Origin of the sequence: Acidicapsa dinghuensis, assembly GCF_025685685.1 — a bacterium.
In the GTDB taxonomy this organism is placed as follows: Bacteria; Acidobacteriota; Terriglobia; order Terriglobales; family Acidobacteriaceae; genus Acidicapsa; species Acidicapsa dinghuensis.
The window spans coordinates 118,143-144,367 of record NZ_JAGSYH010000002.1; the positions used below are offsets into that span (position 1 = coordinate 118,143).

At 57.6% G+C, this 26,225-nt stretch carries 17 protein-coding genes; 12 read left to right on the plus strand and 5 right to left on the minus strand.

Annotated features, from left to right (window positions below):
- The first annotated feature begins 203 nt into the window (after positions 1-203).
- The 4 genes from OHL22_RS04065 (at position 204) to OHL22_RS04080 (ending at position 10,131) form a co-directional block, all read left to right on the plus strand.
- Positions 204-1,412 (plus strand): ROK family protein, encoded by a 1,209-nt coding sequence (locus OHL22_RS04065; RefSeq protein ID WP_263333523.1) that lies wholly within the window; start codon positions 204-206, stop codon positions 1,410-1,412.
- 329 nt (positions 1,413-1,741) lie between these two features.
- Complete coding sequence (locus OHL22_RS04070; protein ID WP_263333525.1) at positions 1,742-6,463, plus strand: 2-oxoacid:acceptor oxidoreductase family protein; 4,722 nt, start codon at positions 1,742-1,744, stop codon at positions 6,461-6,463.
- 203 nt (positions 6,464-6,666) lie between these two features.
- Positions 6,667-7,749 carry an acyltransferase family protein gene (locus OHL22_RS04075; protein ID WP_263333527.1) on the plus strand — a complete coding sequence of 361 codons (1,083 nt, stop codon included), beginning with the start codon at positions 6,667-6,669 and terminating at the stop codon, positions 7,747-7,749.
- Positions 7,750-8,295: 546 nt separating this feature from the next.
- Positions 8,296-10,131 carry a phosphoenolpyruvate carboxykinase (GTP) gene (locus OHL22_RS04080; RefSeq protein ID WP_263333528.1) on the plus strand — a complete coding sequence of 612 codons (1,836 nt, stop codon included), beginning with the start codon at positions 8,296-8,298 and terminating at the stop codon, positions 10,129-10,131.
- Between the two features lie 2 nt (positions 10,132-10,133).
- On the opposite strand, the gene OHL22_RS04085 is transcribed toward OHL22_RS04080, so the two are convergent.
- A complete protein-coding gene (locus tag OHL22_RS04085) occupies positions 10,134-11,078 on the minus strand; it encodes an AraC family transcriptional regulator (RefSeq protein WP_263333530.1) in 945 nt (314 codons plus the stop codon).
- 176 nt (positions 11,079-11,254) lie between these two features.
- On the opposite strand from OHL22_RS04085, the gene OHL22_RS04090 reads away from it, so the two are divergent.
- The 4 genes from OHL22_RS04090 (at position 11,255) to OHL22_RS04105 (ending at position 13,677) form a co-directional block, all read left to right on the plus strand.
- The gene (locus OHL22_RS04090; protein ID WP_263333532.1) at positions 11,255-12,157 is read left to right on the plus strand and encodes an SDR family oxidoreductase; all 903 of its coding nucleotides are present in this window, start codon (positions 11,255-11,257) and stop codon (positions 12,155-12,157) included.
- Between the two features lie 190 nt (positions 12,158-12,347).
- A complete protein-coding gene (locus tag OHL22_RS04095) occupies positions 12,348-12,725 on the plus strand; it encodes an ArsR/SmtB family transcription factor (protein ID WP_263333534.1) in 378 nt (125 codons plus the stop codon).
- Positions 12,726-12,809: 84 nt separating this feature from the next.
- Positions 12,810-12,935, plus strand: coding sequence for a hypothetical protein (locus OHL22_RS04100; RefSeq protein WP_263333536.1), 126 nt, complete (start codon positions 12,810-12,812; stop codon positions 12,933-12,935).
- Entirely contained in the window at positions 12,925-13,677 is a 753-nt protein-coding gene (locus OHL22_RS04105; protein ID WP_263333538.1) for a DUF899 family protein, read from the plus strand. Before OHL22_RS04100 ends, OHL22_RS04105 begins: the two co-directional genes overlap by 11 nt.
- A gap of 58 nt (positions 13,678-13,735) precedes the next feature.
- Here the strand turns inward: OHL22_RS04105 and OHL22_RS04110 are convergent, their stop codons facing one another.
- Entirely contained in the window at positions 13,736-17,161 is a 3,426-nt protein-coding gene (locus OHL22_RS04110; protein ID WP_263333540.1) for a TonB-dependent receptor, read from the minus strand.
- Between the two features lie 230 nt (positions 17,162-17,391).
- Here OHL22_RS04110 and OHL22_RS04115 point away from each other — a divergent pair, with 230 nt between their 5' ends.
- Complete coding sequence (locus OHL22_RS04115) at positions 17,392-18,579, plus strand: hypothetical protein (RefSeq protein ID WP_263333541.1); 1,188 nt, start codon at positions 17,392-17,394, stop codon at positions 18,577-18,579.
- A 4-nt stretch (positions 18,580-18,583) separates the two neighbouring features.
- Positions 18,584-20,155 carry a hypothetical protein gene (locus OHL22_RS04120; RefSeq protein WP_263333543.1) on the plus strand — a complete coding sequence of 524 codons (1,572 nt, stop codon included), beginning with the start codon at positions 18,584-18,586 and terminating at the stop codon, positions 20,153-20,155.
- Positions 20,156-20,173: 18 nt separating this feature from the next.
- On the opposite strand, the gene OHL22_RS04125 is transcribed toward OHL22_RS04120, so the two are convergent.
- From OHL22_RS04125 to OHL22_RS04135, 3 genes are read right to left on the minus strand one after another with little or no spacing between them, the layout of a single operon-like run.
- The gene (locus OHL22_RS04125) at positions 20,174-20,434 is read right to left on the minus strand and encodes a UBP-type zinc finger domain-containing protein (protein ID WP_263333545.1); all 261 of its coding nucleotides are present in this window, start codon (positions 20,432-20,434) and stop codon (positions 20,174-20,176) included.
- Between the two features lie 29 nt (positions 20,435-20,463).
- Positions 20,464-21,216, minus strand: coding sequence for a uroporphyrinogen-III C-methyltransferase (cobA, locus tag OHL22_RS04130; RefSeq protein ID WP_263333547.1), 753 nt, complete (start codon positions 21,214-21,216; stop codon positions 20,464-20,466).
- Entirely contained in the window at positions 21,213-21,827 is a 615-nt protein-coding gene (locus OHL22_RS04135; RefSeq protein WP_263333548.1) for a precorrin-2 dehydrogenase/sirohydrochlorin ferrochelatase family protein, read from the minus strand. The genes cobA and OHL22_RS04135 overlap by 4 nt, the downstream gene beginning before the upstream one ends.
- 744 nt (positions 21,828-22,571) lie before the next feature.
- Between OHL22_RS04135 and OHL22_RS04140 the strand changes: the two genes are divergently transcribed.
- Both OHL22_RS04140 and OHL22_RS04145 read left to right on the plus strand, forming a co-directional pair.
- Complete coding sequence (locus OHL22_RS04140) at positions 22,572-23,315, plus strand: sugar transferase (RefSeq protein ID WP_263333550.1); 744 nt, start codon at positions 22,572-22,574, stop codon at positions 23,313-23,315.
- Between the two features lie 169 nt (positions 23,316-23,484).
- Positions 23,485-26,214 (plus strand): SLBB domain-containing protein, encoded by a 2,730-nt coding sequence (locus OHL22_RS04145; protein ID WP_263333552.1) that lies wholly within the window; start codon positions 23,485-23,487, stop codon positions 26,212-26,214.
- Positions 26,215-26,225: the final 11 nt, after the last annotated feature.

Sequence of the window (26,225 nt, forward strand, 5' to 3'; positions counted from 1 at the left end):
CGGAGAACCAACGACATCCCAACGCATACTGTTCCGGACTATGTTTTGAGCCTAGAAACATACGGAGAACAGTCCCAAACAAATGCCTCCGTTTCAGCATAGCTTTGCCTGTTTCATTCGCCACAAAAACAATATCTCGCTACACTTAGTATCCGCATTTAATATGAGTGGAATCGAAAGCCGGCGGAGCCGCAGCACATCACATGACAGCAAGTTCACGCTCTTCAGTTCGAGGCATTCGGCGTATCGACCTCGCCTACGTAAAACTCGCCTCAAGCGAAGATGCGCGTGACATCAATCGCGACATTGTTCTTGAGCTTATTCGCTGCAAGCAGCCGATCGCGCGCGCCGATCTGGCCCGGCTTTCAGGCCTGCAGCCCAGCACTGTCTCCGCTATCGTTGAGCAGCTCATCGCAGAGAAGTGGGTGACAGAAGGCGCCGTGGTGCGCCGCCCGCGCGGACGCAGACCAACGTTGCTGTCGCTCAACGACCGGCTCGTCATACTTGCGGCTGACATCCGCCCCAATCAAGGCATCGTCGCCCTGGTGGATCTGAACGGAAGGTTTCTTGAACGGGAGACAGTATCTCTCGTCCGCCAGCCAGAACGTTCGGGGCAAAAAATTATTACCTGCATGCAGTTGATCCTCTCCCGCCACGCGGACCGCTCTTGCGAGGGTGTCGGCATCAGCATGCCGGGGCGTGTCGATCCGGAGACGCAAAGGCTGATTTTGGCCCCAAATCTGAAATGGACCAACTACGACCTGAAAACCGCGGTACAGGACGCGATGGGCCTGCGAGTCGAGTTGGCCAATGCCGCCAACGCCTGCCTGTTGTCGGAGCTATGGTCTGGCCGACTCGATGGAGTTCGAGATGCGGTACTTGTGACGGTGTCCGAAGGCATCGGCACTGCGATTCTCGCCAACGGACAGCTCATCACGGGGACAAATGGACTGGCTGGGGAGTTCGGACACAGCCCCATCGATCCCTCCGGCCCCCTGTGCGGTTGCGGCCAGCGCGGCTGCTGGGAGATGTTTGCTTCATCGCGCGCTGGCCAGCGGTATTATGCAGAGATCTCGAAGAACGATGGCGTCATTCCAATCCCTCAGCTGCTGCAGCTTGCTGAAGAGGGGGACAAACGGGCGATCGAGGCCGTCATGCGTCAGGTAACTTGGCTGGGCCGCGGATTGAGACTGGTAACTGCATCCCTGGCGCCCAGAAAGATCCTCATTACGGGGGACATCGCCACTGTCTGGCCGCGTTTTGGACCCATCGTCCAGCGGGAAATGGAGAAAACCATGCTGGCTGGTACGCCACCGCAGCTCGAAATCACTACCGATCCGGAACTCGCCCGATTGCGCGGAGCGGCGGCCGTGGTGCTGCAGCGGCATTCTGGCTCCAACCGGCCTGCCTGAGGTACGTCAAAGACTTCTGAGGGCCAATCCCCAATCCGCCTTACTATTTCGAGGGTGGCCACCCGAGCGCCATCCCAACTGGTAACACGCACCGTTTGCTGTTGGATTCATCTGAGCCGTACAATTTTCGCACGGAAGGGTGTGTCTTTCCGGCGTACGCTATTGCTCGAAAACCTTGGAAATGAGCAACTTTTTCGGGCCGATTAAGCCTCACCGGAACGACCAGTGCGAACGTTCTCTGTGCTCACCCGCCGGGCTCCCGGAAAATGACCGGAACCGGACCGAACAGATGTAGTCTCGTGCAGGATCAGGCGCGATGGAGAGAAATTATGACGACCAATGCAGGCAAGAAAGCGGCACGTTATCCCGGTATTCGCATCACTGCGAATGGCAACCAACTCATTTCTTATCACACGGAAACACGTATCGCTGACGCCGGTATCTTTTATCCGATCACTCCATCGACGGAAGGCGGCGAGCTCTTCCAGCAAGCTTATGCCGAGGGACATCTCAACGTATTCGGACACAACACCATCGCCATCGAGACCGAAGGCGAGCACGCAGCCCAGGGTGGAGCTATTGCCCACTCGGTCTGCGGCAAGCGTGTCGTCAATTTCACCTCAGGCCAGGGCATTGTGTACGGCGTCGAACAGTACTACCACGCGCCGGGCAAGTGCTCCACCATGGTTCTGGAAGTCGGCGCACGCGCTCTGACGAAGCATGCCCTCAACGTCCACTGCGGCCATGACGATATCTACGGCGCGCTCGACACCGGCTGGATTATGGTCTTCGGTAAAGATTCCCAGCAGGCTGCCGACCAGGCGCTGATCCTTCGACGCGTCACCGAGCTTAGCCTCACGCCGGGCATGAACATCATGGACGGCTTCCTGACCTCGCACCTGGAGCGCACCTTCTACAAGCACGAGTCCGAACTGATCCGTGAGTTCCTCGGCGCCCCCGAAGACATCATTGACACCCCAACCGAAGCCCAGCGCACGCTTTTCGGCGCCAAGCGCCGCCGTGTACCGGCCATGATCGATCTCAAGGCTCCGCTGATGCTCGGCCCAGTGCAGAACCAGGAACACTACATGCAGGGCGTGGTGGCGCGGCGCAACAACTTCGTCGAGCCAATCCTGGATATGCTTGAGGCCGCTTACAATGACTTCGGCGCTCTCACCGGTCGCACCTATGGTCTCATCAGTCAATACAAGTGTGATGACGCCGAGACTGTCTTCGTCTCCCTGGGTTCCGCTGCCGAGAACATCGAAGCTGCGGTCGACTATCTGCGCGAGACACGCAGCTCTTCCGTCGGCTCCATCCACGTCAACGTCATTCGCCCCTTCCCCGAAGCTGCCGTCGTAAACGCGCTCAAGGGCAAGAAGAATGTCATCATCCTCGAGCGCACCGATGAAGCTATGGCTGGCGACAACCCGCTCGGCCGTGACATCCGTACCGCTCTCAATAAGGCATTGGCCGGCACCGAAGGGCTTTCCAAGATTTCCGCCGAAGAAATGCCGCGCATCATCGGCGGCAGCTACGGCCTCGGCTCACGTGACTTCCGCCCAGAGCACATCATCGGAGCCTTCGAGTATGCCGTTGACGGCAGCAAGCGCAAAGATGGCAAGACCGCTGCCGACGGAGCGACCTTCATCGTTCTCGGCATCGATCATCCTTACTCCGTCGTCGCCAATGAGACACCATCACTGCTGCCCGAGGGCGCCGTTGCAGTCCGTTTCCATTCCATCGGCGGCTGGGGCGCTATCACCACCGGCAAGAATCTCGGGGCAATCCTCGGCGACTTGAACGACACTCTCTTCGAACGCGACGGCCTGGTCGACGAACTTGGACAGCCCAAGGAGATCATCCACGTCAGCGCCAATCCCAAGTACGGCTCAGAAAAGAAGGGCGCGCCAACTAGCTACTTCATGGTCGCCGCCAAGGACCGCATCCGCGTCAACTGCGACCTGCGCCACGTGAACGTGGTTCTCTGCTGTGACCCCAAGGCTTTCACCCACACCAATCCGCTCGATGGCATGGCTGAGGGCGGCTGCCTTGTGTGGGAGTCCGACGAAACCGGCGAGCAAGCCTGGGAGCGGCTGCCCATCTGGGCGCGCAAGCAGATCGTCGATAAAAAGATTCGTGTCTTCACCCTGCCCGGCTTCAACATCGCCAAGAACGCAACAGACCGCGGCGATCTTCAGCTGCGCATGCAAGGCAATGCCTTCCTCGGAGCCTTCTTCGCCGTCTCACCGCTGCTGCAGGAGTTCGGCATCTCGCAGGAAAAGTACCGCGAGGTTGTCTTCAAGCAATACGTCAAGAAGTTCGGCAAGCTCGGCGATGCGGTTGTCCAATCCAACATGGAAGTGATGACCAAAGGCTTCGAGCTCTGCACCGAGATCAACATCGGTGAGCTAGCGGCTCCGGATCGCTCCAGCCTGCGCGGCAAAGCCCTGCTGCCTATCTTTGAAGAAGTTCCTGTCGGCGCGGCCTCAAGCTGCTCCACAGGTTGCCGCTCGCATGCGTTGCCTGCCGGCCAGGCCGAGCGTGATCCACTACATCTTCTCGAAACCTTCGATAGCGAATTCCGTTCCGACTACGGCTACGACCAGCCGGCTACACCGCTCTCGGCGCTCGGCATGATCGCAGCGGCAACCGGCGACACCGCTTCCAAGTACGTCGCTCGCCGCGAGACCCCGCTTTACATCCCAGAGAACTGCACGCAGTGCATGGAGTGCATCGCAGCCTGCCCGGATACGGCTCTGCCGAACTGCTCGCAGGAAGTCGATACCATCCTCCGCACAGCGGTCATGCGCTACGTCTCTGACTTCGGCGACCGCGCCCTGATGCTCTCCAAGGTCAACGAGATCGACTCCAAGGCCCGTGTCATGATGAACGAGGCCGTGGCCAAAAAACTCTCCACACCTATGTCGGAAATTCTCGTCACCGTCACCAACGGCATCCCCGAGTTCTCCGAGAAGGCAAAGACCGAGTTCGCCAACATCATCGCCAAGGTGCCGATGGCCTACACCAAGGTCAACGCCATCTTCTCCTCACCCGAGCGCAAAAAGGCTGGCTCCGGCGGCGTCTTCTCCATCTTCGTCTCCGATCTATGCAAGGGCTGCGCGGCCTGCGTTACCGCCTGCGGCGAGCACGACGCCCTGCGCATGGTCTCCGAAACCGAAGAAGTCAACGCCGAACATGAGACAGGCACCGCCTTCCTGGACCTGCTGCCGGATACCTCTCGGAAATTCCTCGGTCTCTTCAACGCGGCCAACCCGGCTGAGTCGAAAACCGCCACACTGCGCAATCTGCTCATGGTCCGCTCCAACTACGACGCACTGGTCTCCGGAGACGGAGCCTGTGCGGGTTGCGGCGAAAAGAGCGTTCTACGTGCGATTGCCGCAGTGACTGAGGCTTATATGCGGCCCGTCTACTACGCCAAGAGCGACCGCTTCCAGAACAAGGCCGGCGAACTCGAAAAGAACGGCGTTGCCCGCCTGGCGGCTCTTGCCGAGCGCAATCCAGAAGAGCATGCGCTGCTCAAGCAGCTTATCGCGCATCTGATCCTCGGCCTGGGCGGCGAAGATACAGAAGACACCAAGAGCCGCATCGCCGCGCACGAAGCCGCCAACGGCCCCATCACCGATCAGCAGATCGTGGACGCACTCGCCGCCATCCTGCTTACCGAAGCCTTCAATCACAAGAGCCTGCAGCCCATCGATGGCCGCCTCGCCAACGGTATGTCCGTGATGGCCATGGCCGCTCACACCGGTTGCAACACAGTCTACGGCTCCACGGCTCCCAACAACCCGCATCCCTATCCGTGGATGAACTCGCTCTTCCAGGACGGCGTCACTATCGGCTGGCTGATGGGCGAGAGCTTCATCGTCGACCATGCCCGCCGTTCCGTCCTTCCTGAGCGCCTGACCGATGCCATTCTCACTCGCGACGAGAATGTCATCACCCCGCGTGAATACTACGAGCTGACTCACTTCACCGACGCCACCATGACCGACCAGGAAATCGTCGAGCTGCCCAAGGTATGGGTAGTCGGCGGTGACGGCGGAATCGGCGACATCGGTTACCAGAACACCTCCAAAGTGATCCTGCAAAACCGGCCAAACGTCAAGGTCATCATGCTCGACACCCAGGTCTACTCCAACACCGGCGGTCAGAACTCCGACTCAACTCCGATGCTGGGAGGCAACGATATGAACGTCTTCGGCGCTGCAACCCAAGGCAAGAACGTCGAGAAGAAGACCGTAGCCGAGACCTTCCTGGCCGGCCACGGATCGCCATTCGTCGCGCAGATCTCGATGGCCAACGCACCGAAGCTTTACCGGGCAATACTCGATGCCGTCGAGTATCGCGGAACGGCCTTCATCCAGTCCTTCACCACCTGCCAGCCCGAGCACGGCGTGCCCGACGACATGGCTCTCACCCAGGCTCAGCGCGTACGCGACTCCCGCGGCGTGCCGGAGTTCGTCTTCAACCCGCGCCTCGGCGAAAGCTATCAGGAAGCACTCGACGTCAAGGGTAACCCTGCAGCCGATATGGACTGGTACTCCACCAAGGACAAGGTAACCGGCGAAGTCAGCCGCTACACCGTCGCCCACTGGTGCACCACTGAGGCCCGCTTCCGCAATCACGTGAAGAAGGTCAAGAAGGATGTCTGCCAGAAGCTGATCTCGCTCGACAGCATGCTGGTGCGCGTCACGCAGCAGGACGTCGTCTACCGGCGTTATCTGCGCCCGGAGCACCGCTCATTCATCCCTGACTTCGGTGTCTACATCACCCTGCCACCGGCCAAGGCAGGCGGCGAGCCGCAGTTCATCGCGCTCTCACGCCAGCTTGTTCTCTTCTGCGTCGAGCGCCGTAAGGCATGGCGCATGCTGCAGTCCAAGGCAGGCATCGTTAACAAGGAATACCAGGCACAGAAGGCCATCCTCGCCGACGTCGACGCTGGCAAGCTCAGCGTCGATGAACTCTTCGCCCGCGGTGAAGAATTGCTACAGGAGAAGCTGGGGAATCTGGTTCCAGCGAAAGCGTAAGTCTACATTTCTCTGAGCTACAAGGGCCGCCATCCGCTCATCGGGATGGCGGCTCTTCTTTTTCTATGGAAAATATTTAAGATTATTTATTCGCTATTATTTATTCGCGATTGAAATTTCGTATTTTATTTCCTACCATCGGGAAACGCTGCAGTCCTTACAGCTCGCTCCAGCGAGCTACCTCTAGTCCGCGTGGATTTCCGATGAAGCCAGGACGCATCCGAGAACTCGACGGCTGGCGCGGTGTGAGCATTCTGCTGGTGCTGATGCAGCACATGGCTCTGTTTGCCTTCCCTGTTTCTGCAAAGGGAACGCTTGGATTTTGGGTGCATCGTGAGATTTTCGTAGCCGGCGGTCTCGGCGTTTTTATCTTCTTCTGCATCAGCGGTTTCGTCATCACACGATTGCTGATTCTTGAGGAGGCAGAACGCGGGTCAGTCTCTCTTAAGGGCTTTTACACCCGGCGATTCCTACGCATCATCCCTGTCTTTTATTGCTTTCTGGCTACGGTCCTTCTACTGAGCTGGGCAGGCTGCACACCGACGGAGTTTAGCTGGGCAGCAATAGCTGGACTATTTCTCCACGATTTCATCCCTCTACAGCATCCTGATTGGTTTGTAGGACACTCGTGGAGCCTGTCTGTAGAAGAGCAGTTCTATCTGGCGCTTCCACCTCTGTGGGTCTTGCTAAGCGGCAGTAAACGCACGAAGTTTTTGTTTGCAGGATTGGCGTTCATGCTTCTCTGGGGTTTGATTATTCAATGGGGTCATCTCGGGAGAATTTTGTCCGCCGGTGTCGTGCTCGGTTTCAGCTGCATTAGTGTCGGGGCACTCATGGCTGTTTTCGAAGACAGGCTTTATCAGATAGTCGTTCACGTCCATCCAATGGCTGTCATTGCGGGAGCGTTACTACTCATCAGCCCAATGGACAAGGGCGGCATTCAGGGGAGTATCTATGCGCTGATCGGCCCCTTCGCCATCGGCCTGATGCTTATGTACACGATGTGCAGACCGGGATGGCCGAGAAAAGTCTTGAACTGGCCCGGTCTGCAATGGATCGGTCTGATCTCTTACAGTCTCTACCTTTGGCAAGAGATCTTTACCGGGAGTTTTGACCGGTACGGCACACAGCGCATAGCCGCAGCTTTTCACGCAGGTGCTTTTCTTCTGATGATCCCAGTGGCTGCGCTTTCGTTTTACTACATTGAGCGCCCGTGCACCCGGATGGGAAGACGCCTCTCAGACAAGTTTTCCATTCGCGCTGGCTCTGCATCGGTGAATGCGTGAATCGTTTTTAGACGATCGCATATTCCTAAGTTTTCCTGGACCTCAGGCGGCTCAGGCTTCCGAATCGCTAGTGGAAACACAACCGTCGCAGACCTCATCCGGTCTTCTTGAGCGATACTGGTTGTTCTTAGGAACAGCGTGAGCTCGACTCTCATCTCTTCGCTCCCCACCACCAACAAGCACCTCGTCCGGTGGGTCGAAAAGATGGCCGACCTCTACCAGCCTGACCCTATCCACTGGATTTGGGATGCTTAGCGATCGACGGATAGCTCGTTCGAAGTCCTCCCAATCCTCCCGTAGTCCGATGCTGGGATAAAGACAAAACGCTTGAATCTGTTTCGATTTCGGGTTGTAAACTGTCTGCATGGGAAGCAAAGACGCACCAAAGCGCGAAACCAAGAAGAAGCCCCAGCCCAAACCTAAACCGGCTCCAGGCCGCCCTCGCGAAAACGGAAGATAACTGCTCGCCAACCGGTGCGAGATAACGCTGGTATCTTTTCTTCTGAAAGAACGCGCGTGTCCGCGCCTGCGGAGGAATGCCTATCTATGTCCAGCACGCTCATCTCTTCGCCCCCTACCACCAACAAGCACCTCGTCCGCTGGGTCGAAAAGATGGCCGACCTCTGCCAGCCTGACCACATCCACTGGGTCGATGGCTCCCAGGCCGAGTACGACTCACTCTGCGAACAGCTCGTCAAGACCGGCACCTTTATCCGGCTCAATCAGGATCTGTGGCCCGGTTGCTTTCTCGCTCGCTCCACACCCAATGACGTCGCGCGCGTCGAGGACCGCACCTTCATCTGTTCTCTCTCCAAAGACAATGCCGGCCCGACAAATAACTGGGAAGATCCGTACATCATGCGCCGCCGCCTTAAACAGCTCTTCCGCGGATGCATGCACGGACGCACCATGTACGTTATGCCCTACTCCATGGGCCCTATCGGCTCGCCCATGTCGCAGATTGGCGTGCAGCTCACCGACTCGGCCTATGCGGTTGTCAATATGCGCATCATGGCCCGCATCGGTGCGGCTGTCTTCGCCGAGATCGACAAGGACGAGAAACGCGTCGTGCCCTGCATGCACACAGTCGGCGCGCCGCTCAAACCGGGGCAGAAAGACGTGCCCTGGCCCTGCAACGACACCAAGTACATCGTCCACTTCCCCGAAACGCGCGAGATCTGGAGCTACGGCTCGGGTTACGGTGGCAATGCGCTGCTCGGTAAGAAATGCTTCGCGCTGCGAATCGCATCCAACATAGCCCGCGACGAGGGCTGGATGGCTGAGCACATGCTGATCCTTGGCGTTGAGAGCCCAGCAGACAAGAATGGCAAGACGGAAAAGACCTATGTCGCCGCAGCGTTCCCTTCAGCCTGCGGCAAGACCAACCTGGCAATGATGATTCCGCCCGAGGGCTTCGAAGGCTGGAAGGTTTGGACCGTTGGTGATGACATTGCCTGGATAAAGCCTGACGCTACGGGCCATTTGCGCGCTATCAATCCTGAAGCCGGCTTTTTTGGCGTTGCCCCCGGCACCAGCGCGAAGACCAATCCCAACGCCATGGCTACGCTCAAGCGCAACACCATCTTCACTAACGTTGCGCTGACTCCGGAAGGCGGCGTCTGGTGGGAAGGCATGACCGACGAGTCGCCTGCTGAGTGCCTCGACTGGCGCGGCGAACGCTGGACTCCACTCATCGGCCAGGTCAGCGGTAAGCCAGCGGCGCATCCCAACGGACGCTTCACCGCACCTGCGCGTCAGTGTCCTTGTATCGATTCAGCCTGGGAAGACCCTAACGGCGTGTCTATCTCGGCCATCATTTTCGGTGGACGCCGCGCCACCACGCTCCCGCTGGTCTATCAATCCTTTAACTGGTCATCAGGCGTTTATATCGGAGCCACCATGGGCTCAGAGACCACTGCGGCTGCCTCGGGCGCGGTTGGCAAGGTGCGCCGCGATCCGATGGCCATGCTTCCCTTCTGCGGCTATAACATGGCTGACTACTTCCGCCACTGGCTCAAGATGCAGCGCAACCTGACTCGCACTCCGCGCGTCTTCCACGTCAACTGGTTCCGGAAGAACAGCGAAGGCAAGTTCCTCTGGCCGGGCTTTTCGCAGAACATGCGCGTACTCAAGTGGATCGTCGATCGCGTACGCGGTCGCGCCCTGAGCAAGGAAACCCCGATCGGCTGGACGCCGTTTTACGAAGACATTCACTGGGACGGGCTGGACTTTTCGCGGGAAGCCTTCGAAGAGCTGCAGTCAGTGGACCGGAAGCAATGGAAGCAGGAAGTGATGAGCCACGAAGAACTCTTCCTCGACCTGCACGATCATCTGCCGCCCGAGATGATTTATGAGCGGGAGTTGCTGATCTGCCGTTTGTAGCCTTAGTCAGCCTCGGCCATTGCGAGTGAATGTTGCGGCTCGCCTGACCGTCGGTTGTGCTGCCGCGGAGAGCAGCCCATCACTCTGCGGAAGGCCTTGCCGAAGGCACTTTCCGACTCGTAGCCAAGCGATGAGGCTATCGAGGCGATCGAGTCGTCAGTGAACTTCAATCGCTCGCCGGCTAACAGCATCCGCCAGCGTGTCAGATATTCCATCGGCGTTGTGCCGGCTCGCTCTTTGAACCGTTGCGCAAAGATCGACCGCGACATGCCTGCATGCCCGGCAAGCTCCTGCAACGTCCACGCATGGCCTGGATCGTTGTGCATGCACGCAATCACCGCGCTGATCTGCTTGTCCGTCAGTGCAAACAACCATCCCACACCGTTTGCCGATTCTTCTGACAAGTGCAGCCGCAGGGCTTGCACCAGCATGACGTAGGCAAGCTGCTGCGCAATGAGCGTGCCGCCGGGCTGTGGATCGCGCAGTTCTTCCTTCATGCGCTCGAGCGCCCAGCGTATCGCCGCCTTATCCGACTCTTTGCGGATATGAACAATCGGTGGCAGCGACTGTAACAACGCCTCGGCATAGCTGCCGGTAAGCAGGAAATGGCCACCAACGATATAGCGAGCACCGCTCTCATCACAGAAAATCGCCTTGCCCTGCTGCCGCTCGGCGAGTATTGTCCGGAAGTCAACCGGCGGAAGCGAAGGATCTGTCGTAAGACAGAAGGGAAATCCGCGCGGCAGGATATAGCAGTCGCCCTCGGTGAGCAATACTGGCTCTGGAACGCCTTCGACTACGAGCCAGCACTCGCCAGAGACAATGGCGTAACACTTGATGCCGCGATGCCTGGGAAACTGGATCGACATGTGGCCATCCACACCGAAACCACCCGAGACATAGCTCTGCGGTTTCAGCAACGACAAGACATCAGACAACGGATCCACGGCATCTCCGGACGAATGAGCCAATAATGCGGACTCTCAGCATAGATCGTACGCCTATCCGACTCATCTACTGCTGGTGACGGATGTAGGCGCGCCTTCTTAGGGATGACCCAGCAACGAAATCCGTCGCAAACGGAGCCTCACATTCCCATCACGAATAGAAAAGGAGCATCCTCATGCGTGTATTTCTCACCGGCGCAACTGGCTTCATCGGTTCCGCCATCATTCCGGAGCTCATCCAGGCAGGTCATCAGGTTCTTGGACTTTCGCGGTCAGACACTGGCGCCGATGCCTTGCGTGCTGCAGGAGCCGACGTGCAACGCGGAAGCCTCGAAGATATTGAGAGCCTTCGCAGCGGAGCTGCCGCCTCTGACGGTGTCATTCATTGCGCCTTCGATCACTCCGCCTTCGACCAGGGTTTCTCGAGATTCATTGAGGCTTGCGAGCAAGACCGTCGTGCCATCGAGACGATGGGCAGCGTACTCGCCGGCTCCAATCGTCCTCTGATCATCACCTCTGGAACCGGCATGGGTTTACCTGGCCCAGGCCGACCTGCTGTCGAAGATCACCTCGACCTTGAGCATCCCAATCCACGCACGGCATCCGAAGCCGGGTGCGTCGCCCTCTCAGAACGCGGCATCAATGTTTCGGTGGTACGCCTGCCGCAGGTTCACAACACGGTAAAGCAGGGGCTCATCACCTACTTAGTTCGGATCGCCCGTGAAAAGGGCGTCTCTGCCTACGTCGGTGAGGGACAGAACCGCTGGCCCGCGGCGCACGTTCTCGACGTTGCCCGCCTCTACCGGCTTGCACTGGAGAAAGCTGAATCGGGCAGGCGCTACAACGCTGTTGCCGAAGAGGGCATACCCACGCGAGAGATTGCTGAGATTCTCGGCAAAGGGCTGAAGGTGCCGGTCGTGAGCCTATCGTCTGAGAAGGCGCAGGCTCATTTCGGCTGGCTGGCTATGTTCTCAGGCCTCGATATGCCAGCTTCCAGCGCGCTCACGCGGCAGCGGCTTGGATGGAATCCCACCGGCCCAACGCTGATTACCGATCTTGAAAACATGCGCTATTTCTGAGTCAGAGATGATCGCGCGCCAGCGGGCTGGTTCGCCTCTGGCGCGCTGTTGCAGCGTTAGAACTCAATCGTTCCGCGTACCGCCCCGGCCACAAAATCTGTCAATTCCGAGCCGTCTCCGAACCGTCGAAAGTTCATTTCTGGTCATATTGCGTCTTGACATATTCCTAAATAGGAATATATTTGAGCTCATGACGCGACGAGCCAATCCGGCGAATGTCTTCAGCGCTATTGCCGAACCGCGAAGGCGCGAGGTCATCGCATTGCTGGCCAACGGCCAGGAATACGCTGTCAATGAAATCGTGCTGGGCATGAAAATAGCCCAGCCGGCCGTCTCCAAGCATTTGGGCGCACTGCGCAGGGCGGGTGTGGTGACGGTGGTCAAACGCGGACAGCATCGTATGTATCGGCTGAATGCTGAAGGCTTGAAGCCTGTGCACGAATGGGTAAAAGCCTTTGAACGCCACTGGAACCGTCAAATCAACCAAATCAAGCAGCGCTCTGAATGCAAGGCACTGGAACGATTGATTCGTCTGGACCATGGCTCAAACCCATCGAAGGAGGGGTAATGGCAACCATTCATAAGGAAGGCGTCTTGCGGGCCCTCGAAGGCATGAACGAAGAGGGGTGCGAGTAGTATGTGTCCCTTCTGCGTGGCGACAGCGGTATGGATTGCGGCGGGTGCTGTTTCGACGGGTGGTGTGTCCGCGCTCGCCGTCGCAAAGATCTGGAACAAGAAAGCGCGCGAGCGCGAACAAGGAGAGAGCAATGACGAGTAATGAGCAGATTGCGCAGATGAAGAAGCCTCCGGTCGTGTCGGCGGAGGAGTGGCAGAAGGCCTGGCAGGAGATGCTGGTAAAAGAGAAAGAACACACCCGAGCGCGCGATGCGCTGGCCGCGGCGCGACGGCGGATGCCATGGCTCGCGGTCGAGAAAGAGTACATCTTTGAAGGTCCGCAGGGCAAGGTATCACTGCTAGATCTCTTCGAAGGCCGGCGGCAGCTTGTGCTCTATCGCGCCTTCTACGATTCGAATGTCCATGGCTGGCCAGACCACGCATGCGTTGGCTGTTCGCTTGGCGCAGACCAAGTCTCGCACCTCTCGCATCTGCACGCGCGGGACACAACGCTTGCCTATGCTTCACGCGGATCGCAGGAGAATATTGCCACCCTGAAGCCGCTCATGGGCTGGGAGAAGATCCCCTGGTACACCATCACCGACAGCTTCGATAAGGACTTCGGCGTCGACGAGTGGCATGGGCACAACGTGTTCTTCCGCGATGAGAACAACAAGCTCTTCCGCACTTACTACATCAACAACCGGGGCGATGAAGCCATGGGCACCGTGTGGAATTACCTGGACGCCACGCCGCTCGGACGGCAAGAGGATTGGGAGGATTCCCCTGAAGGTTATCCAAAGACACCGCGTTATAAATGGTGGCGGTGGCATGACGCTTATGGTAAGAAAGATGCCAAGTGGGAAAGCGTGGTTGATAGCGCTACGGTGACTCTGAATCTGTAACTCAACGGATGCCCACATCTGGCCTGAAAGCTGCCAGATGTGGGTCCAGCCTCGGCAGCTAATAAATCAGCTTCAGCGAAAACTGAATCTGCCGACTCGTTCCCGCGGTCTTACTGATCTCGCCGAATCCAGCGCCGTTGACGATGTTTGCGGGCAGGCCCATGTTCACGATGTTGAAGATGTTGAAAAACTCCGAGCGGAACTGCAGATCCATCAACTCCGAGCCACTCCTGCGATGGCCAAATGATGTGTCCTTGATGAGGGCAAAATCGAAGTCGTAGTAGGCAGCGCCACGAAAGGTGTTGCGACCGAGCGTGCCGAAGCGGCCGTCATTCGGTCCCGAACCATCCGTGACGTGGACTGGAATATTAAAGAAGCTCGGATTATCGAGACCTTTGCCGAAGTAATCGGCGCGATCCTGCCGTGCAGTCGAAAGATCGGGCTTGCCCACCTGATCAGGCCGGTCCGCACCTTCCGATCCGTAGCCTGTCTGCTGCACGCCTGAGTAGACGGTGAATGGCGACCCGCTTGAGATGCTGGATATACTGAGTAACTCCCATCCGCCAGTGACGCTGCGCGGAATCGCGCTCAGAAATGGCGCTTTGTCTCCGTGCAGATCCTGCGCGACGCTCAAAGTAAATCCGTGCGCCACATCAAAGGCCGATGGTCCTTTTTCTGGATGTGTATTCGTCGGGTCCTGGGGGAAACCCTGCGTGACCGCACCTGTTGATCCGGTGCCGCCGATCACCTGGCTGGTGTCGTCAAGAGACTTCGACCACGTGTAGCTTGCCTGCACGCCCGGACCTCCAGCAGGAACCGTGCCCGATAGCGAGGTTTGCAGCGCATGATAGCTGGAGTGCGCTGTTGCCGTAATCAGGTTCTCGACGCCAAGGCCACCCGAGACCGAGCCATCCGCAGCAAAGGTTGTATCCGGCGCGAAGCCCGGGCTCGCATACGGATACGCATTCGGAAAGCTGGTTCTGGGCAGATGATTGGCAGCCGTGCCGACATAGTTAGCGTCAGCCGTGAGATTGCCGACTTTGCGTTCGAAGCCAGCAGTCCACGTATAGAGCCGCGCATTGCTAAAGTTGCGGTCGATGCCGCTCAGGTTCAAGTCGCTGACCACATCGCTTGCACCCAGCGCAGCCAGTTCCTTTTCGTAGCGGTCCACATCAAGCACGGTATTAGGAGCTACCCGCTTCGGATTGCCCGTTGGGAAGATCGGCTGACCGGTCGGCGTTACTGGAGTAGGCAATTGTGTTGGTGAAATGGTGAATCCGTAAGGCACCGGCTTGCCGAGCGCACCGACAAGACGCGGATAAACAGCGAACGGGGTTGACCCGGTCAGGAAATTGTCCTGCCAGATGTTTGGTTGGATCAGCGTCACTGCTCCGCCGGCGTGGACCTGCATCTTATCAGTCGCCTGCCATGCTGCCTGAACGCGCGGCATCCAACCCTTCGAGTCCGTTTTGTATCCTGGCTGTGGATTCACGACAAATTCCGTGACACCGTTCGCCTTGAGAAAACCCGAGGTCCGGTGCGCGCGTTCTGTGATCGGCGTGTATAGTTCCCATCGCACTCCGTAATCAAGCGTGAAGCGTGGCGTCACTTTCCAGGTATCCTGCGCAAAAGCAGCGTAGCCATTGCGATTGATTGCGGCTGGGCCGATGTGTACGCCGTCGGAAAACGGCGGCGCAGCAATTGCTACCGTATACGCCGCGGCGCTGCCAGTAAGGAAGCCGCTCAGCGTATCGGGCAATAGGTCGCCATAAGCCACGTTATGCAGTCCACTCGCAGACTGAATCGACGCGGCAGCATATGCCGATCCGCCGCCGAAATCATACTCACCATCGGGACTCGTGCCGAAGTAAGTCGTGTCACGATTGAGCCGTGTATCGAAGCCGAACTTCATCGCATGCGTGCCGCGCGTCCAGCTCACCATCTCGCGGCCCTGGAAGACGTTCCCATAAGCCTGCATGACAGAGCCACCTGCAGTGTTGAAGCCCTCGAAGGTGCTGTCATTGAACTTGACTGCGGGGTCGGTGAGGTCGGGAGTTGGAAATCCCGGCGTGCTGCGCTCGATCGCGATGAGAGATTCGAAGACAAGGCGCGGCGACGTCGTATGCGTCCACTTGCCCATCACATTGCGCTGCCGGTCGATGTACTGTACGCCGAACTGCTGGTCGATCGCTGTCTGATCGGGATTGGTCGTGGGGCCGGTCAGATTGTCGTAGGTGAAGCGAGCGAGAAACTGATCCTTGCTCGTGAGCTGGTGGTCGATGCGGATGGAGAACTGGTCGGCGTTTGTCACCACCTTGGATGAGGTTGCGTATGTATTCACGCCATAAGCGCCGGTCGGCAAGTTCGGCAACGGATAACGCGCCAGAATCGCCGCAATCGCAGGGTTCACCGGCACATAGAGTGTGTCTGCCACGGTAGAGCCATCGGCCTGCTGGAACTGCACTGTGTCGTTGACAATGTTGCTGTCGGCGGTAGGTCGCTGCGCTGCAGTCGGAACAGGAAAGACCTGCGTCGTGCCGAGCACCTGGCGGAAGCCCTGATATTCGCCGAAGTAAAAGGTCTTGCCGCGCCCGTCATACAGGCTACCAAGACGCACTGGACCGCCGTTTGTAAATCCGAACTCGTTGCGACGGAAGGGTGGAATGCGTCCCGGCGTCGCGGGTGTAGCGTGATCAAAAAAGTTGCGTGCATCGAAGGCTGAGTTGCGCACAAACTCAAAGACCGAGCCGTGAAAGCCGCTGCTTCCTGAACGCGTGTGAATATCGGTAAACCCTGACGCTCCGAAGCCTATCTCAGCAGGCATCCATCCGGAGCTTGACTGAATCTCTTCGACCGCATCGACGTTGAAGTTCGAGAAGGTCGATCCACCCATTTCAGGATCTGTCGTCGTTCCGCCATCCATGGCAAAGGTGGCCTCCGCGCCGCGCTGTCCATTGATAGCAAATTGCTGTGTGAAGTTGGTTGCGCCGTTCGCATCCGTCATGGTGCCGGCAGCAAGCAACAGCAGCTGGCTGAAATCGCGCTTGTTCAGTGGCAGTGAGCTTACGGCATGGCTGGAGAGATCTTCGCCGCCGGTCGTTGCCTGTTGCGCGGCATCGGGGGCAGCCATCGGAGCTACCGAGAGCGTCACCGTAATGCTGCCTGCAGGGGTCGCAATCATAATTGGCCCGGATGCCGCCGCCAACGGCACCGTCAATGCTGTTGCCGCTTCACGACGCTTGCCGTTAACCACAATCGACAAGCGGTAATGCCCATGAGTCAGGAGCGCGAACCGGAAACTGCCATCCGCGCCAGTTGTCGTTGTCAGTGGAGAAGCGCCCCGCTCCAGCCGCACCTCGGCGCTGGCAATGGGGGAACCATTCGCATCATGTACTGAGCCCGTTACTGCTTGAACAAGCTGCTGCCCATGCGCAACCACGCTGAACAGAAGCAGAAACAGAGAGAACCACAGAGACCGGCGCACAACTCGGTCAGAGCAAGAGAACAGCAATGAAGTGTACCTTTCGCACCGCACGAGCAGAGTCGCGCTGTGCTGGGGGATTTCGAGATACCCCATCCTACATGCCGATGAAAACGATTGCCAAGGGATTTGCGCAACCGATTTCGCAAACCGTCCGGTTGACTTCGTAATAAGCACAAAATGGATGCAAGACGGCCCTTGCGGTACAACTATCTCTGAAGAGAGTTCTTTCCATGGCAACCACCTGGACAGCAACACAAGTCTCCGCCGCCCCCGGCGTTCGCAGCCACAAGAGCATCCCCTGGTACTTGTGGTGCGTCGCCCTCGCTGTCACCTCCGTGACCGTCGGCGCCCACTGGGATGTCTCATGGCACCGCTCCATTGGCCGCGACACCTTCTGGACGCCTGCTCACATGGCGATCTATGCCTGTGGCGTGCTCGCAGCGATCTCCTGCGGTTATCTCGTTCTTTTCACCACCTTTCGCCGGCCGGCTGAACTAACCTCATCCTCCGTCAAGATCTTCGGCTTCCGCGCGCCGCTCGGAGCGTTCATCGCCTCGTGGGGCGGTATCGCCATGCTCACCTCTGCGCCCTTAGACAACTGGTGGCACAACGCATACGGCCTGGATGTGAAAATCGTCAGTCCGCCGCATACGCTGCTCATGCTCGGCGTCTTTGCCGTCTCTGTCGGGACACTTTTCATGCTCGTCAGCGCGATGAATCGCGCCGAACTGGCAGGAGACCACATACTCGGCAAGCATCTGCAATGGCTGTTCCTCTACGTCGGTGGCCTCATGATCGTCTTCCAGATGTTCTTCCGCATGGAATACACCTGGGACGTCTATCTGCATAATTCCGGTGCGTATCAAGCCGTTGCAATCGGCATACCGACCATGTTCGCCATCCTCTGGCTGGCCTCACGCAATCGCTGGGCCTGTACCTGGACGACGTTGATCTATACCGCTTTCGTCGAAGGTGCGGTCCTGATTCTGCCGCTTTTCCCTGCGGAGCCGAAGCTGGGGCCGGTCTTTCAGCAGGTGACGCACTTGATTCCGCCGAAATTTCCGTTGCTGCTCATCGTTCCGGCTATCCTCATCGACCTGCTCTGGAGCAGGACTAAAGAGTGGAAAGCGTGGCAAACTGCGCTCGTCACGGGCCCAGTCTTTGTGCTCTCGTTCGTGGCCGTACAGTGGCCGTTCGCTGACTTCCTCATGTCTTCCGAAGCCGCCAACCGCTTCTTCGGCACCATGTACCACGACTACAGCATGCCCTCAACTTCCTTCGATGTGCGGCGCATGTTTGTAAGACCCGAATACGGCTCAGACCTTGCGACAGGCCTGCTGCTCGCCATCCTTTACGCCATCCTGAGCACTTGGATCGGCATACTTGTAGGCCGCTGGCTACGCAACGTTCAACGCTGACCTCATGTTCTATTCGATAAAGCAAAGCTCTCGCCTGTGGACGTTCCTCGTCTTCGCAATCTTCGCTTGCCTCGCAGCATTGCCCGCTCACGCGCATGTGGGCAGCCCTGACGTTTACGCCGAGGGCAACGCAGGTCCGTACAAGCTTTTCGTCACCGTTCGCCCGCCGCTCGTTATCCCCGGTGTCGCGGAGATTGAAGTGCGCGCCGATGCCGCTCCATCCGCAAGCGGCATTGAGATCACTCCCATCCCACTCACCGGCGAAGCATCCAAGCATCCTCCCGTCGCCGATGTAATGAAACAGTCGGCTCAGGACAAGCAGTTCTTCACCGGCACGCTCTGGATCATGGCCCCGGGCTCGTGGCAGGTGCGCTTTCTCGTTCACGGATCTCAAGGCGACGGCGTTCTTTCCATTCCACTGCCCGCCACGGCACGCGGCACGCTGGGCATGCAGACCAACCTCGGCATCATTCTCGCGGTGCTTGGCGCATTCCTGATTCTTGGCATCGTCGGCATCGTCGGCGCAGCCGTGCAGGATGCCCAGCTTGCGCCCGGTACCGAGGCATCCAAAGCCGCACGCATGCGAGCCGCCGTCGCTATGGGAGTAGCTTTTGTCATCATCGCCGGCATGGTCGTCTTCGGCTACATATGGTGGAACAACGACGCGCAGCAGTACAGCGCGAACGTATATAAACCGCTCAACATGCGGGCAAAGTTAACCGCGGACCATCGGCTCAAGCTCAATCTTGCCGATCCCGGATGGCTTAAGGCGCGGCGGCTCGACGACTTCGTCCTCGACCACAATCACCTGATGCATCTCTACATGATCCGCGAGCCCAATCTCGACGTGGTCTTCCATCTGCACCCCGATCAGATTGCGCCTGGCGAATTCGAGATGCCGTTACCCTCGGTTCTCGCCGGGCAGTATCGCCTCTACGCCGATGTGGTGCATGCTAACGGCTTTCCCGAGACTCTTGTCGCCAGTCTCACCCTGCCTGCGATCAACGGCGTTCCGCTCACAGGCGACAACTCCGCTGGTACGGTTCCGCCAATCGCGCTAAGTTCCTCATCGGCATGCGTTGCACCGACAGGTAAGCCTCGCTTCCAATTTCCCGATGGTTACTCGATGATGTGGGACAATCCCGAACCGCAACCGGCGAAGACACCGGAGCTATATCAGTTCTCGCTCTTCGCACCCGATGGTAAACCAGCTTCGGATACTGGTCTCTACATGGACATGCTCGGCCACGCGGCTTTCGTCAAAACCGATGGCACAGTCTTTGCGCATGTCCACCCTTCGGGCACTGTCGCAATGGCGGCGCTCATGATGGCCGAAGCACAGAATCAATCGCCGAAGCAGCAGCAAAGCAAGCCTGGAATGGATACGTCAGGTATGAATATGCAGGGCATGGATATGTCTGGCATCGAGCATTCAGGTCACCAGCCGAACGTCGTCGGCTTTCCCTATGGCTTTCCCACGCCGGGCCAATATCGCATCTTCGTCCAGATGAAGCACGGTCAGACCGTCGAAACCGCCGCCTTCGACGCCTGTGCGAAACCGGCGAAAGTTCAGTAATGCCTACGCCTGTCTGGCTTAATCAATGTAGGTGTTATCCACGTAGCACCAGCGCCACTTTTCGCCGCGCTCGGCCGACTGGATGATAGGGTGCTGCGTCGTTTCATAATGCTTGCGTGCGTGCCGGTTCTTCGAAGAGTCGCAACAGCCCACATGACCGCACTCCGTACACATGCGCAGATGCACCCAGGAGTCACCGCTCTTCAGGCACTCTTCGCATCCTTTGGTGTTTGGCTTAACTGGCTTGACATGATCCTTTACGTGCGCGCACTGACCCATATCGACGACTCCTCCAGCTTGCGACTATATCACTCGCGTCCTGTGTTGAACGCGTCTGGCTTGAACGCTTCAGGAAGAAACAGCATGACCACCGGCGCGGGCAATGCTTTGGCTTTTCCTAACTCAATCAACCTGCATGTGATGAGCTGCTCGCGTGGGGTTCCCACCGCCGACGCTACAACGCACTGGGTTCCCATCGGCCAGCCATTTGCCAAAAGCTCCGTGGCGACCGGCGCATATTCTTTCCCCGGCATATAAAGCACCAATGCGGCTTCTGGACCAATTCCGGTCAAGCCTCCCGGCACTCCGGCAGCTAGGTGCCGCGTAGCCATTAGCACCTTGGATGTGGTGATTCGACTGGTCAATGCAAGACCTGCTGCTGCTGCTGCCGCAAATCCAGCCGATACACCCGGCACAACCTCGAATCGGATATCCGCTTCCTTGAGCGCTGCCATCTCCTCCGCTGCCCGGCCGAAGAGCAATGGGTCGCCGCTCTTTAACCGCACCACGCTCTGCCCTTCCCGCGCGTAGCGGATCATCCAGTCGTTGATCTGATCCTGTGTGATGGTCTTTACACCACATCGCTTTCCTACGCCGACGACAAGCGCATTCGGTGCAGCCAAGGCAAGAATCTCTTCCGAAACCAGATCGTCATGCAGCAGACATGTAGCTGACGTAATGAGTGTGTGAGCGCGTAAAGTCAGCAGGTCCACCGCACCAGGGCCGGCGCCCACCAAATACACTTTGCCGGGCTTAGGCTTGGTATCGCTGCCGCTGCTCACCGTGAGCCATCCTTCGCCAATAGACGATCCAATGTCTGCTGCACCGGACAGGCCTGCGGATCGCAACTCTCCCGCCGCGCCAGTTGATGTAATGCGGCCTTTCGCTCCTCACCCGCTGGATATGCCTTCAACACCCTGAGCCGCGTCTCTCCCACCTGATCCAGCCACACGCCGGCGTCATGCGCCAGCATCTCGTCGATCTCTTCGCGCAGTTGCTGCGACAGAGCCGGACTTTTGCCCGCCGTTGAAATCGCGATCTGCAGATCGCCTCTTCGCACCACAGATGGATAAAAGAAATCGCAGTCGGGGGGATCATCGACCGAGTTGCACAAAATGCCCGCTGCTCTCGATGCCTCAGCCACTCTATGATTCACCGCCTGTATATCCGTGGCTGCGATCACAAGAAAATATCCCGCCACATCCGCATCCGTGAATTCTCGTTGAAACCATGTAATTTCGCTGTTTTCTGCTCTCTGCATTACTCGCTCCGAAGCCCGTGGCGCCACCACCGTCACCACGCCCCCGGCCCGCAATAGGCTCTCTATCTTCGGCGCGGCAATTGTTCCCGCCCCCACCACCAGGCATGGGCGTCCATCAAGCCGCAAAAACATCGGAAACATCTCCATCCGGCCACGACCTCACTCCCAGCATCGCACAATCCGCGATTCCGCACTTCGGTTCGAAATCACACCTAAACCCTTTTCTATGAAAGATCTAATCTTTCAATTCATAACTTATTAAAAGTCTCTAAAGCTTCAAATCCAAAACACTCCTTCTTCCTCCACGAAATGACCCGATAACTCCTTCTAAACACACCGCTTCCTTCGCGCAACGACGCCCTGCTTCGACTACGCAATATATTCTGTCTAAAGTGGCGAGGTACCTGCATAACTCATTGAAACAGTGCATGATTCGAAGCGGATAGAGATGAGTTATGCTATGCTCCACACATGCCGTCCATGCCTTCACGGTGGATCACGTATGCTCTCCGAATCAGCAAATTTCCAACCAATATTTGTGGTCCAACAGGCGTCGTACGATGTGCATCTCAGGAATGAGAAAGAACATTTTGGAGTGTTGCGGGGGAGAATCGTTCGCGTGACGCAATCTGTTCAGCAACCTGTGCTTACGCGAATCAGGTAGATGACGTGTCCGTTGTGACAGCGTCTAAAACTTGGTTCATGAAAACAACAAAGTCAGTCTCACCCATGCTCAGAGGGTAAAAAGGGTACCGCCCGCAATCCTCGTTAAAACTAGTAGGAAACCAGAACAGATTCCAGGGCTGACTGTCTCATTCGCTCGTCCCAGTTCGGTTTGTTAGTTAGTGATTCAAGCAATTGATTCTAGAGGATCTAATGAGCAAGTCAGAAGTACAGGCGCGATCGGACTTCGAGTTTGCAGGGTTGTCTGTTGAACCCTCGTCCGCAGCCGCTAGCGTCAGATCTGCCCCTCTTCCACTGCTCTCCACGGGAGTGCATGTTCATTCCTGGCGGTATAAGCACGTCAAGAGGTGGACGGACATCGGCGCTGCCCTGCTGATGCTGTCATTTTCGCTTGCCCCCGGACTCGTGATTGCCATCGCCATCCTTATTACATCCAAGGGGCCTGTCTTTTACCGGGAAACACGGATCGGTCGTGGTGGTAAGCCCTTCCGTATCTGGAAGTTCCGTTCCATGTCCGAAACTTCCCAGTGGCATGACGTGATTAAATCGACCCCGGACCACACGTCAACCTTTCATTGGCGGGTGCATAAAGCAGTGCGCGATCCACGCATCACCCCCGTCGGCGCTTTCATCCGCCGTTGGAGTCTGGACGAGCTTCCTCAGTTGTTAAACGTGCTTAGGGGCGACATGTCCCTCGTGGGTCCGCGCCCCGTCATCGCCGCTGAAGTACCCCTTTACGGTCATCTGCAGCATTTCTATCTGGCCGCAACTCCCGGGCTGTCAGGGCTCTGGCAGGTCTCTGGGCGCAGCAATATCAGCTTCGCTGGCCGCGCCAATCTTGACGCATCCTATGTTCGCAACTGGAGCCTGCGCACGGATTTCCTGATTCTGCTGCGAACGATCCCCGCGGTATTAGGCAAGGTCGGTGCCCGCTAGCTTGCGACCATCCAATTGTCTCTTCTGCTCTTGCCAACCTCGCACAATAAACTGTTTAGTTGCTCCCTCAGGCACAAATCTCCGAAAATCAATTACGTCTATGGCCAGATCTATATCCAAGGCCCGGAAAGAATTCGGCTTGAAAAGCGCATACTCCATTTCGAGAACATTGCGTCTAGCCCACTTGCGTCTCGCCAGCCCTCGCTGGCTTGCCGGTACGGCGGCATTATCCCTCGCAATTGTCTTGTCATCCAACACGGCTCCTCTTGCACATGCACAGACAGATTCCCAGTCACAGGACTCCACAACTCCCAATCCGTTGAGTTCTACCGGGTCATGCCCTGATGGCTCGAACCCTGTTTTGCAAAGCGACGGCACCACCAGCTGCCTCGCAGCCTCCAGCCAGCAGTCAGGTTTCCCTGACTTGACCGGCACTATACCGCGTCCTGGGGGAGTATCTAGCACCGGGGAAAATTCCCAGCTCACCAATCCAAGTTCTACGCGCAACTCACTTCAATTCCGTCAGCTACCTGCTGAACCGCTCACCGAGTTCCAGAAATTCGTTGCTGCGAGCACAGGGCAGATTCTTCCGATCTACGGGGCCGATCTCTTTCGCAACGTGCCGGCCACCTTTTCGCCCAATGATCTAGCTCCGGTTTCATCCAATTACGTTATTGGGCCGGATGACGAACTGCGCATTCGTATCTGGGGACAGGTTAATTACACCGGCAATCTGCGCGTGGACCGCTCTGGCAACATCTACATTCCGGAAGTAGGCCAGATTCATGTGGCCGGACTGCAATTCTCCGAACTCGATCAGCATCTGCGTTCCGCGATTGGCCGCGTCTACCGCAACTTCGACCTCAACGCCGACATGGGCCGCATCCGTTCCATGCAGGTGTATGTGGCAGGCCAGGCGCGACGTCCTGGGGTCTACACCGTAAGTTCACTCAGCACTCTGGTGGACGCCATCTTCGCCAGTGGCGGCCCTTCGCCGCAAGGTTCGCTTCGTCACATTGAATTGCGCCGTAACGGCAGTACCGTAACCGACTTCGATCTTTACGATCTCCTGATTCACGGCGACAAGTCTAAAGATGTCCATCTCCTTCCGGAAGATGTGATCTTCATACCGCCTGTAGGCGAGGAGGCGGCCATCATGGGGGCCGTTCGTAAGCCGGCCATTTATGAACTCAAGGACAATGAAACCGTCAGCGACCTGATCGCTTCGGCAGGGAATGCAACATCCCTCGCATCCGACGCGCGCATCTCGCTCGAACGCTCCGCAGATAGGCAACAACGCCAGGCTATGGAATTCGCCTTTGATACCGCTGGCCTCTCCGCATCTGTTTCCGATGGCGATATCGTTCGCGTATACTCCATCGTTCCTGCTTACAAAAACACTGTCACTGTTCGCGGATACCTGGCTAATCCGGGTCGCTTTGCCTGGAAACCCGGACTACATCTGAGCGATCTTATTCCCGACCAGAATTCGCTGCTCAGCCGCGATTACTGGTGGAAGCGCAGCCACCTCGGTCTGCCTTCGCCTGAGTTTGAGCCCTTCCTGCAGAGCTTCGAGAACGATATCAAGCACCCGCAGCGGTATGTGCAGCCTCCCAACAGCACCACCAACGGCAATCAGACCGGAAATGGAACGAACACCTTTCCCTATCCCTATCAGCCCAGCATCACCGATCCGACCTCGCCCGAGGCGCAAGCTCAGTTCAGCAAAGATCTGGCGAATGCTCAGAAACCCGAAACAGAAACCCGTCAGCAGAATCCCCCTCCACAGGTCTATCCCGGCACGGATTCGAGTACCAATCCAACAGACCAGAACAATCAGCAGAACCTCGGGGGCGGAACACTAACCTCCCAGTGGGTTAACACTCCCAACGAGGAAGACGAAAAGCGTTCTGCCAAGACCGATGTCCGCATTACAGCACCTGAAATCGACTGGCAGTACGCAGTCATCGAACGGGTCGATCCAATAACCCTCAAGACCTCCTTGATTCCATTCGATCTAGGCAAGCTGGTCCTGCAACACGATCCCTCGCAGAATCTCGAATTGCAACCCGGAGATGTCGTTTCTGTCTTTTCCCAGGACGACATTCGTGTCCCCCTCCAGCACCAAACCAAATACATCCGTCTCGAAGGCGAATTCGTTCACTCAGGCATCTACAGCGCCGAACCCGGCGAAACGCTTCGTGATCTGGTTCGCCGTGCCGGTGGATTCACTGCAAATGCGTATCTTTACGGTTCCGAATTCGATCGTGAATCGACTCGCAAAATACAGCAACAACGCATCGACGAATACGTTCGCCGCGTCGATCTTGACGCCAGCCGCGGTACACTCGCACTGACATCTTCTGCGACTTCATCGCAAGGCTCCATCGCCAACACCTCTGCCGCCACTTCCGCCGAGCTGGCTTTGCTGGCTCGCCTTAAGCAAATTCGTGCAACCGGCCGTATTGTTTTGGCTTTTCAGCCAAGCAGCAGTGACCTCGACTCTGTGCCGCCCATTCCTCTCGAAAATGGTGACAGCTTCCTCGTTCCCTCTACTCCTTCGACTGTTAACGTCGTCGGCGCTGTTTACGACCAGAATTCTTTTCTGTTTCACTCACGAGGGCGTGTGGAGCAATACTTGAAGGCCGCTGGTGGTCCTGATCGTGATGCGGATTGGCATCATTCTTTTGTTATCCGCGCTGACGGGTCTGTCGTCAGTCGCGAATCCGTCCGCGGCCCATGGGGGAACGACTTCAAGAATCTACATGTGAATGCGGGCGATACTATCATCGTTCCAGACAAGACCCTGAGACCAACTGCGCTGCGCGGACTCCTCGACTGGACACAGATATTCTCTCAGCTCGCTCTTGGAGCAGCCGCCATCAACGTACTTCGCTAGTCTCAAGATGT

Bases quoted from the DNA above. Each gene is read 5' to 3' on its own strand.
- OHL22_RS04065 (WP_263333523.1), top strand. From the start codon at position 204: ATGACAGCAAGTTCACGCTCTTCAGTTCGAGGCATTCGGCGTATCGAC.
- OHL22_RS04070 (WP_263333525.1), top strand. From the start codon at position 1,742: ATGACGACCAATGCAGGCAAGAAAGCGGCACGTTATCCCGGTATTCGC.
- OHL22_RS04075 (WP_263333527.1), top strand. From the start codon at position 6,667: ATGAAGCCAGGACGCATCCGAGAACTCGACGGCTGGCGCGGTGTGAGC.
- OHL22_RS04080 (WP_263333528.1), top strand. From the start codon at position 8,296: ATGTCCAGCACGCTCATCTCTTCGCCCCCTACCACCAACAAGCACCTC.
- OHL22_RS04090 (WP_263333532.1), top strand. From the start codon at position 11,255: ATGCGTGTATTTCTCACCGGCGCAACTGGCTTCATCGGTTCCGCCATC.
- OHL22_RS04095 (WP_263333534.1), top strand. From the start codon at position 12,348: ATGACGCGACGAGCCAATCCGGCGAATGTCTTCAGCGCTATTGCCGAA.
- OHL22_RS04105 (WP_263333538.1), top strand. From the start codon at position 12,925: ATGACGAGTAATGAGCAGATTGCGCAGATGAAGAAGCCTCCGGTCGTG.
- OHL22_RS04115 (WP_263333541.1), top strand. From the start codon at position 17,392: ATGGCAACCACCTGGACAGCAACACAAGTCTCCGCCGCCCCCGGCGTT.
- OHL22_RS04120 (WP_263333543.1), top strand. From the start codon at position 18,584: ATGTTCTATTCGATAAAGCAAAGCTCTCGCCTGTGGACGTTCCTCGTC.
- OHL22_RS04125 (WP_263333545.1), bottom strand. From the start codon at position 20,434: ATGGGTCAGTGCGCGCACGTAAAGGATCATGTCAAGCCAGTTAAGCCA.
- OHL22_RS04135 (WP_263333548.1), bottom strand. From the start codon at position 21,827: ATGTTTTTGCGGCTTGATGGACGCCCATGCCTGGTGGTGGGGGCGGGA.
- OHL22_RS04140 (WP_263333550.1), top strand. From the start codon at position 22,572: ATGAGCAAGTCAGAAGTACAGGCGCGATCGGACTTCGAGTTTGCAGGG.